Below are 12,836 nucleotides of genomic sequence, written 5' to 3'. Positions count from 1 at the left end.
TCACTACTCACTACTCACTACTCACTACTCACTACTCACTACTCACTACTCACTATTCACTATTCACTACTCACTATTCATCATTCACTACTCACTATTGCCAATGGAGAACCCAATGGACACCCAGATGCTGATCGGCTCGAAGTTCGAGAAAGGCACCGAGACCGAGGAGTCGGTCCTCGATCCGAAGACCGGGGCGACCATTCTCAATCTCCCCGAGGCGAGCCCGGCGCAGATCGAGGCGGCGGTGACGGCTGCCGGGAAGGCGTTCACGGCTTGGTCGCGTACCACGCCCGCGCAGCGCTCGGGCTATCTCCTTAAGATCGCCGACCGCATAGAGGCCGAAGCCAGGGAATTCGCGGTGCTCGAGGCGCTGCCCTGCGGCAAGCCGATCAATGCCGTGCTCAATGATGAAATCCCGGCGATCGTCGACTGCTACCGTTTCTTCGCTGGCGCCGTCCGCTCCATGCCAGGCCAGGTAGCCGGCGAATACCTGCCGGGCCACACCTCGATGGTCCGGCGCGATCCGATCGGCATCGTCGCTTCCATCGCGCCGTGGAATTACCCGTTGATGATGATGGCCTGGAAGCTGGCGCCGGCGATCGGCGGCGGCAATACGGTCGTCTTCAAACCGTCGGAACAGACGCCGCTGACGGCGCTGAAACTGGCGAAGATCCTGGCCGAAATCCTGCCCGAAGGGGTCGTCAATGTCGTGCTCGGACGCGGCGACAGCGTCGGCAATACGCTGATCAACCATCCCAAGGTCAACATGATCTCGATCACCGGCGATGTCGCCACCGGCAAGAAGGTGCTGCAGGCGGCCGCCAAGTCGGTCAAGCGCACGCATCTGGAACTCGGCGGCAAGGCCCCGGTCATCGTCTTCGATGATGCCGACCTCGGCGCCGTGGTCAACGGCCTGCGCGCCTTCGGCTACTACAATGCCGGCCAGGACTGCACCGCCGCCTGCCGCATCTATGCCGGCAAGAAGGTCTACGACAAGCTCGTCGCCGATCTCTCCTCGGCCGTGTCGACCATCAAGTACAATCTGCCGGACGATGCCGAGAACGAGATCGGCCCGCTGATCTCGCGCCGCCAACGCGATCGTGTCTCGAGCTTCGTCGAGCGCGCCTCGGAATTGAAGCACATCGAGATCACCACCGGCGGCAAGCCGGGCGAGGGCACCGGCTTCTACTACCAGCCGACCGTCGTCGCCGGCGCCTTGCAGGAGGACGAGATCGTGCGCCGCGAAGTCTTCGGCCCGGTGGTCTCGGTCACCCGTTTCACGGAAGTCGACGAGGCGGTGAACTGGGCCAACGACAGCGATTATGGCTTGGCGTCATCGGTGTGGACCAGGGACGTCTCGCGCGCCATGGCGACGGCCGCTCGCCTGCAATATGGCTGCACCTGGATCAACACCCACTTCATGCTGACCAACGAGATGCCGCATGGCGGGCTGAAGCAGTCCGGTTACGGCAAGGACATGTCGCTCTACGCGCTGGAGGATTATACCGCCGTGCGCCATGTGATGGTGGCGCACGGGTAATCTGTCTCCTTCCGGCAAAGGCAGATCTTATATGGCTGTGGCCGGCGCCGGCGACCCCGCTTGAGAGGGTCGTCAGCGCCATTCCACTTCGCGATTGCGCTGCATTTGACAGGCACGGCCGCCGAACGGCATCAGCGGCGAGACCCCGGCACTACGCGGCCGTCCGGCCCGGCATCGCCGATGTCGCAGGCTTGATGTTCAGGTTGACCCGGAAGACATTGGATGGGTCGTAGGTTCGCTTAACCTGGCTCAGCCGCTCGTAATTTCCGCCATAGCTCGCCTGCAAGCGCGCGTCTCCTTCATCGTCCATCATGAAGTTCACGTAGCCGCCCTCGCCATTATGGGGATGGACGCTCGCCCAGTAATTCCGTGCCCACGCGGTCAGGTCGGCGGCTTTGCCCGGATCGGGGTCGATGGCGGCGATGACCATCGACCAGCTTGCGTCACGCGCGTTCCAGGCGGTTTCGTCCTTGCCGACGCGGCGGACGGCGCCGTCAATCGGGTATAGATGCATGAGCGACAATTCGCTGGGCGCCTGGGCGGCCTGTGCGATATGGGTCGCGATCGCTTCGTCGGGAAGCGACTTGACGAAATCGCCCTTCCAGTACCATTGCAGGCCTTTCGGAAGGAGCGGGTCGAATAGCGACTGCATCGCCGGGAACGGCATTACGCCCATCCAGTTGAACATTGGCGGCGGCAAGGTGTCCAGCAGCGGCGCCATGGCCTTGCGCCCGTCCTCCTCCGTGCCGTTGTAGCACGAGATGATGGCACAGGCGCGGTTGCCCCAATGCTCGCGCGGGAAAGGATCGCTCGAAGGGACGGATTTGAGGCCGACGAAAGCGCCGAGGTCTTCCGGCGCTTCCGGCAGGTAGTCGCGATAGGTACGCATGACCGCCGACGCGTGCCTGGCGTCCCAGAACACCGGACCGCCGAAGATCATGTTCACCGGATGAGCCTGGAACAGGAAGCTGGTTACCACGCCAAAATTGCCGCCGCCGCCCCGGAGCGCCCAGAACAGGTCGGGATTCTCGCTTTTGCTGGCCTTCGCCATGCTGCCATCGGCCAGCACCAGATCGGCCTCGATCAGATTATCGATGGTGAGGCCGTATTTGCGCGTGAGATAGCCGGTTCCTCCACCGAGGGTAAGGCCGGCGACGCCCGTGGTCGAAACGATGCCGAACGGAACGGCGAGCGCGAAAGGATGGGTGGCGTGGTCCACGTCGCCCGAAGTGCAGCCGGGCGCGACCCTCACGGTGCGGGTTTTCGGGTCGACATGGACGCCTTTCATCATCGACAGGTCGATGACGAGACCGTTGTCGCAAATCCCCAATCCCGCGCCGTTGTGGCCGCCGCTGCGCACGGCGATGAGGAGGTCGTTTATGCGCGCGAACCTTACAGCGGTGATCACGTCGGCGACATCGACGCAGCGTGCAATCAGCGCCGGACTCTTGTCGATCATGCCGTTGTAGACCTTGCGGGCCTTCTCATAGCCGGCTTCGCCGCGCAGGATCAGCTCTCCGCGCAAGCCTTCACGCAGTTTTGCATAGGTTTCGTCGGTCATCGGTTTCCTCCCTGATCGCGCCCGCGCCATATGGTTTCGACGCGACGATTTATCTTGTTGCTTTGCTTGTGCCGTCCATCCGTCGGGTGCGCAGGATGGTGCAGGAGAGCACATTGCACCGATCCGGCTCCTCGCTGCTTCGCCCGAAAGGGCCAGTGGGGAAATGGCCCGGGAGAGCCATAGCGGGCAGGCGGAAGCCGTCATGGTAGCGAAAGCGCGTCGCGTCGAAAGGGACCGATGCGGCGCGCTTCAGATCGTTGTTCTATGGGCACCTTTGGGCGACATGCATTATTCGACGATGCGGAAAATCTGCCAGAGGCTGGTGCCCGACACGACGTAAGGCTCGATCTCCTTGCCCCATTTGGCATGCGCGTCGATCTTGCCGATCCTGGCGAAGAACTCTTCCAACTGGGCCAGGCTTTCGACCTGGTGGTGAGATTCGACCGTCGCCTCCCGCGCGCCGATCGAACCCGTCATGATCTGGAACTTCAGGTCGGCGACGCCGACCTGCGAACCGATCTCGGATTCCCATTTCCGCAAGAGGTCGAGCACGGTCTGCTTGTGTCCGAACCTGGCGTCGATCTGCCATCTGGCGCTGAACATGTTTTCCTCCTCCGAAGATGCGGCTGATGCCGCTTACTCGTCCCAGGCCTGCACGACGGTCTGCCGTGCAATCCGGCCGCCCTTGAGTTCCAGCATCGCCGCACAGAACACCTTGGTCCCGTCCGGGTAGGCGCAGGCTTGGGTGAAGGCGAGATTGTCGCCATCGGCGATGGTGGTATCGACCTTGTGGGTCATTGCCCGGCTGCAGATGTCGTCCCAGAATGTGCTGATCGCCGCTCGGCCGCGGATCTCGCGCGGCTTGCTCGGCGGATTATTGCGGTCGACGACCCGCAACACCGCATCGTCGGCGTAAAAGCTCGACAGCATCTGTCCGTCGCGCCCTTCGATGGCTTTCTTGATTGCCGCGCCGTCAACGGTCTGTGTCTTGGTCAGCATTTCGTCCTCCATGGGCCCGTCTTCCCGATCGGGCGGTTGATGAGCAAAGTGCTGCCCGGCGGTCATCGCCGTGCAGCGATAGTGTCACTGCGACTTGGCCTTCACGGCCGCGAACACGTCGTCGGTCTGCTTCTTGAAGGCTGTGAGGTCGACCTGGCTGCCGTTGAGCATCGTCGACCAGTGGCGAACGATCGCCGCCATTGCCACCGCTTCCTTGATCTCCTCGTCGGTCGCGCCGTTGAGCTTGGCGGCCTCGGTGTGGAAGTAGACGCAGTACTGGCAAGGAATCTGCGAGGCGACGGCAAGCCCCATGAGTTCCTTGGTCTTGCCGTCGAGTGCGGTCTTGGGGTTGAGCTGCATCGACTTTATCTCGGCCCAGGCACCGGCGACCGCCACGTCAGGCAAAGTCCTGAACATGTCCGGTACGGAGCCGAGCGTGGCCTCTATGTCCTTGTATGCTGCCGTCGCCGAGGCATCCTCGGCCCGCGCCGGAGCCAGGGCCAGCAAGGCGCCGACGCCGGCCGCGATGACGAGCAATCTGGTCTTGCGACTTGATTTCACCATTTCATCCTCCCTTCGCAGTACCGTCACGGCGATATCGCCTGGCCTGCATGGGAAGAATTGATAATCCCCGACGCCATCGGCCGCTTCGCCCGAAAGCGCCATGGCCTTTATGGCCCGTGCGGGCCAGGGTTGCGTGCCGAAAACGCGGCCGCCGCCGCCCGCGACGGCAGGTCGAGCTTGAGCAATATGTTGGCGACGTGACGCTTGACCGTATGCTCGCTGAGGTTGAGCTCGGCGGCGATCGCGGCATTGCTTTTGCCGTCGGCGATCAGGCTCACCACCTCGCTTTCGCGCGCCGTCAGCGCGGCCGGTTCGGCAGGCCTGGGCTTGGATCGGCAGGCGGGTTCCAGATGCTGCTCGGACGTCGCAAGAACAAACGCCAACGGCTCGTCCAACTCGTCGAGCGCAATGCGTCCGCCATCGATGAAGTGTAGGCCGGAGCCGGTCGCCAGGTCGGAAACCAGCCGCGACGCCAGGATCTCGCCGCGGCTGGCATGGGCCGCAAGTTGTATGGTCACGCGTGCAGTCAAGCCGACCGGCGGTCCGCGCATCTCGATCTCGCCGACATGCACGCCCTGTGCACTGGCCACACCGATCTCCTGCGCCGCTTCGCGCAATGCCGCCGCGCAGCGTATGGCGCGCGCCGGACCGTCGAAGCGCGAGATCATCAGCTCGCCATGCGTGCCTGCGACACGTCCGCCATGGCGCCCCACCAGCAATCGCCAGATCTCCTGGAATCGCTGGCTGCGCTCGCTCCACATCCGGTCGCCGAGGCGCGCCGTATCGTAGATGCGCGTCACCAGCAATGCGGCGAGCACGCGCTCGCTGTCGGCCACGGCCGGCTCGCCGGTCAGGAATTCCTCGATCAGGTCGGCGACCCTGTCGACGTCACCGGTCCACACCGGGTGGTCGCGCCCAGGGATTTCGACAAGCCGGGCGTTCGGAATCTTCCGGGCGAGAAAGCGGCTGGCATCGGGATCGACGCGCGCGTCGTTGCGGCGGTGGATCAGCAGCGTCGGCGCGCTGATCGCCGAGAGTATGCCGCGCACGTCTATGCCGGCATTCATGCGCGCCAGCGCCGCCGCCGCCGTCGGACTTGCCGACAGCCGCTCGAATCGCGACCACCAGGCGGCAAAGTGACTGTCTTCGACGCGGCCTGGCGCAAAATGCGGCAAGGTGGCGCCTGTGCCCCAGGCGGTTTCCGTCGTCGCGATGAATGCCTCCAGCCGTTCCGGCGGCATCACCCATCGGTGGAAATGGGCATAGCCGCCATAGAGCGCCAGGGCGCGTGTCCGCTCCGGATAGGTGGCGGCGAACAGCATGGCCATCGGAGCGCCTTCCGAGGCGCCGAGCAGGGCCGCGCGGCCGCTGCCGGCCGCGTCCATCACCGCACGCACGTCGTCCATGCGCGTTTCGAGGCTGGGGAGATGGTTGGCATCGACGCGGTCGGACAGGCCGGTGCCGCGCTTGTCGAATAGGATCAGCCTTGAGAAGGCGGAAAGCCGTTTCAGCAGCCTGCTATAGCCTTCATCCTCCCAATGCAGGTCGAGGTTGGAGATGAAGCCCGGCACGAAGACGAGATCGAACGCGCCTTGGCCGACCACCTGATAGGCGATCCGCACGTCGCCGCTACGGGCGTATCGGGTCTCGATCGGCCTCACGAGTTGTTCCGCCCGGCCTGACGATTTCGGATCGCCGACCATAGCAGAGCTGCGTCGCTTGCGGCAGCTTAAACTTTAGCGGAAGGAAATATAAGCGGACGCGAACCAATGGCTATTTTTGCGAGGCGGCTACGTCGCCTGGGGAAGCTTGAGCCCGAGCTTCAGATCAGCTTCGGCGGGCGTGACCGGCCGCTTGATCCTTGTCGAGGCAGCCACGACGAGTTCATCGAAGCCATCGCCGCCGCTGTCCAGCATCTCGAAGAACTGACGCCGCATCCTCGGTTCCCAGAATTTGTTGATATGCTCGGCCACGCCGGCCACGCCTTCTTCGCGCGGCCTGGAGTGGAAAAAGGCCGCGATCTGGTTGGCCATCCGCACCAGCTTCTCGCTGGTGCTCATAATGTGGTCTTCGTCATGCGACATGTTTGGCAACTCCGCGAACCACCCGGTCGGGATGGGTGAAAATGTCGAAATCGTCGCCGCGAACCAAGGCCACCAGCGTCATGCCGGCTTGTTCGGCGGTGCGGGCGGCGAGCGCGGTCGGCGCAGAGACGGCAATGATGAAGGGCGAGCCGATCGTCGCCGTCTTCTGCACCATCTCGACGGAGACGCGCGACGTCACCACTACCGCGCCGGTCGCGCCGTCGATGCCGGCCTTGGCCAATGCACCGGCCAGCTTGTCCAGTGCGTTGTGACGGCCGACATCCTCGCGCGCAATGACGGTGCCCTTGCCGGGGATATAGAAGCCGGCGGCGTGCACCGCGCCCGTCTCGCTGTGCAGCGGCTGCATCCTGGAGAGAAGTTTGACGGAACGGACGATGTCGCCGGCATCAAGCGTAAGTTTAGACGCACCAACTGCGTCGACCGAGCGCATTGCTTCCTCGATCGATTCGATGCCACAGAGCCCGCAGCCAACCGGTCCGGCGAGCCTGCGCCGCCGCGCCTCGAAGCGCATGTTGGCCTGGTCCTTCAGTCGGATCTGGATGTCGATGCCGGCGCCGAGATCCTCGACCTCGATTGCCTCGATCTCTTCGGGGGAAGCGATGATGCCTTCGGTCAGCGAGAAACCGAGCGCGAAATCCTTCAAATCGGCCGGGCTCGCCATCATCACCGCATGCGTCGTACCGGCAAAGGAGAACGCCACCGGCGTTTCTTCCGGCACCATGCGGCGGGCCGCTGCCGTGCCGCTGGCGCGATGGGCTAGGCGGGAGGTCTGGGAAATGGCGGCACGCTTCACGCAGCACCGCCTGTCCTGCTGGACATTTCGTCGAGGAAGCAAAGGGATTTGCCAGCCTTAAACGGCATTTGCTCTCGGAGGGCTTCCCCCACTCCGTCGCTGCTACGCAGCGCCACCTCTCCCCCCTCCGGAGGGAGAGGAAGGAAGCCAGCTGACGCACGCTCGCGCCTTTCCTCTCCCCCGTCGATCGGGGGAGAGGTGTCGAGCGAAGCTCGACGGAGTGGGGGTCGACCTGCCGTCAAGATTTTGCCTCTATACTACTCCGCCGCTTCCAGCGGGGCGATGCGGCGGCTGTTGCGCGCTTGCTCGTCATAGTCGCGTTGCCATTCCGATGGTCCGTTGGAGGCACCGACCTGCACCGCCGTCACCTTATATTCCGGACAGTTGGTCGCCCAGTCCGAAAAGTCCGTGGTGATGACGTTGGCCTGCGTGTCGGGATGGTGGAAGGTCGTATAGACCACGCCCGGTGACACCCTGTCGGTGATCTGCGCGCGCAGCGTCGTCTCGCCGGAGCGGCTGGTCAGCCGCACCCAGTCGCCGTCGCGCAAACCGCGGTTCTCGGCGTCGTGCGGATGGATCTCCAGCCGGTCCTCGGAGTGCCACATGATATTGTCGGTGCGCCGCGTTTGCGCGCCGACATTGTACTGCGACAGGATCCGGCCGGTGGTCAAAAGCAGCGGGAAGCGCGGCCCGGTTCGCTCGTCCGTCGCCACATATTCGGTGCGGATGAACTTGCCCTTGCCGCGCACAAAGCCGTCGACATGCATGACCGGGGTGCCGAGAGGGGCCTTCTCATTGCAGGGCCACTGCACCGATCCGAGGCGGTCGAGCAACTCGAAGGAGACGCCGGAGAAGCTCGGCGTCGTCTTGGCGATTTCGTCCATGATCTCGGACGGATGCGCATAGTTCCAGTCCAGCCCGACGGAACGGGCAAGCTCCTGCGTTGCTTCCCAATCGGCGTAACGCGCCTTCGGTTCCAGCACCTTGCGCACCATGTTGATGCGGCGCTCGGCATTGGTGAAGGTGCCGTCCTTCTCAAGGAAGGTCGAGCCCGGCAGGAACACATGCGCGTAGTTCGCCGTCTCGTTGAGGAAAAGGTCGTGCACGACCACGCATTCCATCGCGGCCAGTCCGGCGGCGACATGCTTGGTGTCGGGATCGGACTGCAGGATGTCCTCGCCCTGGATGTAGATGCCCTTGAAGGAGCCGTCGACGGCGGCATCCAGCATGTTGGGGATACGCAGGCCGGGTTCGTCGTCCAGCTTCACGCCCCACAGGCTTTCATAGATGTCGCGCACCGCGTCGCCCGAGACATGGCGATAGCCTGGCAGTTCGTGCGGGAAGGAGCCCATGTCGCACGAGCCCTGCACGTTGTTCTGGCCGCGCAGCGGGTTCACGCCGACGCCCGGGCGACCGATATTGCCGGTGGCCATGGCGAGATTGGCAATCGCCATCACCGTGGTCGAGCCCTGGCTGTGCTCGGTGACGCCGAGGCCGTAGTAGATCGCCCCGTTGCCGCCCTTGGCGTAGAGACGTGCCGCACCGCGGATCAGTTCGGGATCGACGCCGGACAGCTTGCCGACGGTTTCGGGGCTGTTCTCCGGCAGGGCGACGAAGGACGCCCAGTCCTGGAATTCCGTCCAGTCACAGCGCTCGCGGATGAAGGCCTCGTCGAACAGGCCTTCGGTGACGATGACATGTGCCAGCGCCGTCAGCACGGCGACATTGGTGCCGGGCTTCAGCGGCAGGTGGTAGTCGGCTTCGACATGCGCCGACTTGACCATCTCGGTGCGGCGCGGGTCGAGCACGATCAGCTTGGCGCCCTGGCGCAGCCGCTTCTTCAGCCGCGAGGCGAAAACCGGGTGTGCGGAAGCCGGATTGGCGCCGATGATGACGGCGACGTCGGTGAATTCGACGGAATCGAAATCCTGCGTGCCGGCCGAGGTGCCGTAGGTCTGGCCGAGCCCGTAGCCGGTCGGCGAATGGCAGACGCGCGCGCAGGTATCGACATTGTTGTTGCGGAAGCCTTGGCGCACCAGCTTCTGGACCAGATAGGTCTCCTCATTGGTGCAGCGCGACGAGGTGATGCCGCCGATCGCCGTGCGTCCATACTGGTACTGGATGCGGCGGAACTCCTTGGCCGTGTGGGCGATCGCCTCCTCCCAACTCACTTCGCGCCAGGGATCGCTCACCTTCTCGCGGATCATCGGCGACAGGATGCGGTCCTTGTGGGTGGCATAGCCATAGGCGAAGCGGCCCTTCACGCAGGAATGGCCGTGATTGGCCTTGCCCTCCTTGTAGGGCATCATGCGGATGACCTCGTCATCCTTCACTTCGGCCTTGAACGAGCAGCCGACGCCGCAATAGGCGCAGGTGGTGACGGCCGAGCGTTCCGGCAGGCCCTTGGCGAGCACTGTCTTCTCACGCAGCGCATCGGTCGGGCAGGCCTGCACGCAGGCGCCGCAGGACACGCATTCGGAAGCAATGAAATCCTCGTGCATGCCGGCGACCATGCGCGATTCGAAGCCGCGGCCCTCGATCGTCAGCGCGAAGGTGCCCTGCACCTCTTCGCAGGCCCGCACGCAACGCGAACAGACGATGCATTGCGCCGGATCATAGGTGAAATACGGGTTGGATTCGTCACGCGCGATGTAGTCGACGGCCAGCGAGCCGTGGCCGGGCGCGACGCCATCCTCCTTGACGTGATTGCGGCCTTCGACGCCGTAGCGATTCTCGGAAAGGCCGACCGACTTCGCCACCGCGTCGAACTCGCTGGCGCCGGTGCCGGCCTTCTCGTTCCAGCCCACCGGATGGTCGGAGACATAGAGCTCCATGACGCCGCGGCGAATGGCATCGAGCCGCTCCGACTGCGTGCGCACCACCATGCCTTCGCCGACGGGCGTCGTGCAGGACGCCGGCGTGCCGCCGCGGCCATCGATCTCGACCAGGCAGACGCGGCAGGAGCCGAAGGAGTCCAGCATGTCCGTGGCGCACAGCTTCGGGATCTCGACCCCGCTTTCCATCGCGGCGCGCATGATCGACGTGCCTTCCGGCACGCTGATGCTGCGGCCGTCGACGGTCAGCGTGATCCGCTTCTCAGCTTTCGATTGCGGAGTTCCGTAGTCGATCTCTTCGATGAGCGTCGGGAAGTCGGCCTTGATGTTCATCTGCCAGGTCCTATTCAGCAGCCACGCGCGCCGGCGCGGGCTTGAAATCCTCGGGGAAATGCGTGATCGAGCTCATCACCGGGTAGGGCGTGAAGCCGCCCAGCGCGCAGAGCGATCCGAACTTCATCGTGTTGCAGAGATCGGTGACCAGGGCGAGGTTCTTCTCCGGCTCGATGCCGGCGGCGAGCCTGTCGATGGTCTCCACCCCGCGCGTCGAGCCGATGCGGCAGGGCGTGCATTTGCCGCAGCTTTCGATGGCGCAGAACTCCATGGCGAAGCGCGCCTGTTTCAGCATGTCGGCGGTGTCGTCGAACACGGTGATGCCGGCATGGCCGATCAGTCCATCGCGCTTGGCGAATTCCTCGTAATCGAACGGCGTGTCGAACAAAGCGCGCGGAAAATACGCGCCGAGTGGACCGCCGACCTGCACCGCTTTCACCGGCCGGCCGGTGGCCGTGCCGCCGCCGATATCGTCGACGATTTCGCCCAGTGTCATGCCGAAAGCCGCCTCGAACAGGCCGCCACGCTTGACGTTGCCGGCGATCTGGATCGGGATCGTGCCGCGCGAGCGGCCCATGCCGAAATTCTTGTAGTAGGCGGCGCCCTTGTCCATGATGACAGGCACCGAAGCCAGCGAGATGACGTTGTTGATCACCGTCGGCTTGCCAAAAAGGCCCTGGATTGCCGGCAGCGGCGGCTTGGCGCGCACCACGCCGCGTTTGCCTTCCAGACTGTTCAGAAGCGAGGTCTCCTCGCCGCAGACATAGGCGCCCGCGCCGACGCGGATCTCCATGTCGAAGGCGTTGGGCGAACCGAGCACGTTGACGCCGAGCACCCCGGCCTTGCGGGCGACCTCGACGGCCTTGTTCATCACCGCCACCGCATGCGGATATTCCGAGCGGATGTAGACGAAGCCCTTGGTCGCGCCGGTGGCGATGCCGGCGATCGCCATGCCTTCGATCAGCACGAAGGGATCGCCCTCCATGATCATGCGGTCGGCGAAGGTGGCGCTGTCGCCCTCGTCGGCGTTGCAGACGATGTATTTGCGCTCGGATGTCGTATCGAGCACCGTCTTCCATTTGATGCCGGTCGGGAAGCCGGCGCCGCCGCGGCCGCGCAGGCCGGACTCCGTAACCTGGCTGACGATCTCTGCCGGGGCCATGGCCACCGCGTTCTGCAGGCCCTTCAGCCCGCCAAGCGACTTATAGGCGTCGAGTGACAGCGGGTCGTTGATGCCGCAGCGCGCGAAGGTCAGACGGGTCTGCTTGGCCAGGAACGGGATCTTGTCCGGCGCGCCCAGCCAGCGCTTGTGATGGCCGCCGGTGAGAAAGCCGCTGTCGAACAAGCTCTTGACGTCGGAAGGCTTCACCGGCCCGTAGGCGACGCGGCCGTTTGCTGTGGCGACCTCGACCATAGGCTCTAGGAAATAGGCGCCGCGCGATCCATTGCGGACGATCTTGGCCTCAACGCCGCGCTCGGCGAGTTCAGCACGAACAGCCTTGGCGACCCTTTCGGCACCGAGCGCCAGCGCGCCGGAATCGCCGGGAATGTAGATGCGCGGGATCATGAGCGCACCTCCGCGACGATCTCTTCGATCTTCTCGTTGTCGAGCCGCCCGATCACCTCGCCATCGAGCATCGCCGAGGGCGAGCAGGCGCACAGCCCGAGGCAATAAACCGGCTCCAGGGTCACCGAACCGTCTTTCGCCGTCTCGTGGAAATCAATGCCGAGCAATTGCTTGATCCTGGCGGCGACCACGTCGGAACCCATCGACTGGCAAGCTTCGGCCTGGCAGAGCTTGAGCACATGCCGGCCTGCCGGGCGGGCGCGGAAATCGTGATAGAAGGTGACGACGCCGTGCACCTCTGCTCTGGAAAGGTTCAGTCCGTCGGCAATGACCGGGAGTGCTGCCTGCGGCACATGGCCGAACTCTTCCTGAATGTTATGGAGGATCGGCAGCAGCGGACCTTCGAGATCTTTCAGCTCCTGGATGATCGCGGCCGTGCGCGATGCGATCTCGGTACTTGCAGGCTGCATCGTCACGCAGCGCCCTCCCTGGTCGGTGGCTTTATCGCTAAGTCTTTACAAAATCAGGAGAAACCCC

At 64.2% G+C, this 12,836-nt stretch carries 10 protein-coding genes and 1 pseudogene; 1 reads left to right on the top strand and 10 read right to left on the bottom strand.

Annotated elements, in window-relative coordinates; all coding sequences use genetic code 11:
* The first annotated feature begins 115 nt into the window (after window positions 1–115).
* Window positions 116–1,543: a gamma-aminobutyraldehyde dehydrogenase gene (locus tag FJ428_RS21540; protein ID WP_140880079.1), complete on the top strand. Its 1,428-nt coding sequence runs from the start codon at window positions 116–118 to the stop codon at window positions 1,541–1,543.
* 151 nt (window positions 1,544–1,694) lie between these two features.
* Here the strand turns inward: FJ428_RS21540 and FJ428_RS21535 are convergent, their stop codons facing one another.
* The 10 genes and pseudogenes from FJ428_RS21535 to FJ428_RS21490 form a co-directional block, all read right to left on the bottom strand.
* Entirely contained in the window at window positions 1,695–3,104 is a 1,410-nt protein-coding gene (locus tag FJ428_RS21535) for an FAD-binding oxidoreductase (protein ID WP_140880076.1), read from the bottom strand.
* A gap of 288 nt (window positions 3,105–3,392) precedes the next feature.
* Entirely contained in the window at window positions 3,393–3,707 is a 315-nt protein-coding gene (locus FJ428_RS21530) for a hypothetical protein (protein ID WP_140497050.1), read from the bottom strand.
* A gap of 33 nt (window positions 3,708–3,740) precedes the next feature.
* Window positions 3,741–4,169, bottom strand: coding sequence for a nuclear transport factor 2 family protein (locus FJ428_RS21525; protein WP_224518980.1), 429 nt, complete (start codon window positions 4,167–4,169; stop codon window positions 3,741–3,743).
* An 18-nt stretch (window positions 4,170–4,187) separates the two neighbouring features.
* The gene (locus FJ428_RS21520) at window positions 4,188–4,667 is read right to left on the bottom strand and encodes a carboxymuconolactone decarboxylase family protein (protein ID WP_140657857.1); all 480 of its coding nucleotides are present in this window, start codon (window positions 4,665–4,667) and stop codon (window positions 4,188–4,190) included.
* A gap of 107 nt (window positions 4,668–4,774) precedes the next feature.
* Complete coding sequence (locus tag FJ428_RS21515) at window positions 4,775–6,328, bottom strand: alpha/beta fold hydrolase (RefSeq protein ID WP_140685064.1); 1,554 nt, start codon at window positions 6,326–6,328, stop codon at window positions 4,775–4,777.
* Window positions 6,329–6,440: 112 nt separating this feature from the next.
* Window positions 6,441–6,751: pseudogene (locus tag FJ428_RS21510) on the bottom strand (formate dehydrogenase subunit delta).
* Entirely contained in the window at window positions 6,741–7,565 is an 825-nt protein-coding gene (fdhD, locus tag FJ428_RS21505; RefSeq protein WP_140880075.1) for a formate dehydrogenase accessory sulfurtransferase FdhD, read from the bottom strand. The pseudogene FJ428_RS21510 and the gene fdhD overlap by 11 nt, the downstream one beginning before the upstream one ends.
* Before the next feature lie 257 nt (window positions 7,566–7,822).
* Window positions 7,823–10,732 carry a formate dehydrogenase subunit alpha gene (gene fdhF, locus FJ428_RS21500; protein ID WP_140880074.1) on the bottom strand — a complete coding sequence of 970 codons (2,910 nt, stop codon included), beginning with the start codon at window positions 10,730–10,732 and terminating at the stop codon, window positions 7,823–7,825.
* 10 nt (window positions 10,733–10,742) lie between these two features.
* Entirely contained in the window at window positions 10,743–12,299 is a 1,557-nt protein-coding gene (locus FJ428_RS21495; protein WP_140523691.1) for an NADH-quinone oxidoreductase subunit NuoF, read from the bottom strand.
* Window positions 12,296–12,775: a formate dehydrogenase subunit gamma gene (locus FJ428_RS21490; RefSeq protein ID WP_140664088.1), complete on the bottom strand. Its 480-nt coding sequence runs from the start codon at window positions 12,773–12,775 to the stop codon at window positions 12,296–12,298. The genes FJ428_RS21495 and FJ428_RS21490 overlap by 4 nt, the downstream gene beginning before the upstream one ends.
* Window positions 12,776–12,836 lie beyond the last annotated feature (61 nt).

It is taken from the genome of Mesorhizobium sp. B2-8-1 (assembly GCF_006440955.1).
GTDB lineage: Bacteria > Pseudomonadota > Alphaproteobacteria > Rhizobiales > Rhizobiaceae > Mesorhizobium.
This window is presented reverse-complemented; position numbering and strand designations above follow the sequence as displayed.

Excerpts from the sequence above, each read along its gene's own strand:
- FJ428_RS21495 (WP_140523691.1), bottom strand. The coding sequence starts at position 12,299 with ATGATCCCGCGCATCTACATTCCCGGCGATTCCGGCGCGCTGGCGCTC.
- FJ428_RS21530 (WP_140497050.1), bottom strand. The coding sequence starts at position 3,707 with ATGTTCAGCGCCAGATGGCAGATCGACGCCAGGTTCGGACACAAGCAG.
- FJ428_RS21540 (WP_140880079.1), top strand. The coding sequence starts at position 116 with ATGGACACCCAGATGCTGATCGGCTCGAAGTTCGAGAAAGGCACCGAG.
- FJ428_RS21535 (WP_140880076.1), bottom strand. The coding sequence starts at position 3,104 with ATGACCGACGAAACCTATGCAAAACTGCGTGAAGGCTTGCGCGGAGAG.
- FJ428_RS21525 (WP_224518980.1), bottom strand. The coding sequence starts at position 4,169 with ATGACCGCCGGGCAGCACTTTGCTCATCAACCGCCCGATCGGGAAGAC.
- fdhF (WP_140880074.1), bottom strand. The coding sequence starts at position 10,732 with ATGAACATCAAGGCCGACTTCCCGACGCTCATCGAAGAGATCGACTAC.
- FJ428_RS21520 (WP_140657857.1), bottom strand. The coding sequence starts at position 4,667 with ATGGTGAAATCAAGTCGCAAGACCAGATTGCTCGTCATCGCGGCCGGC.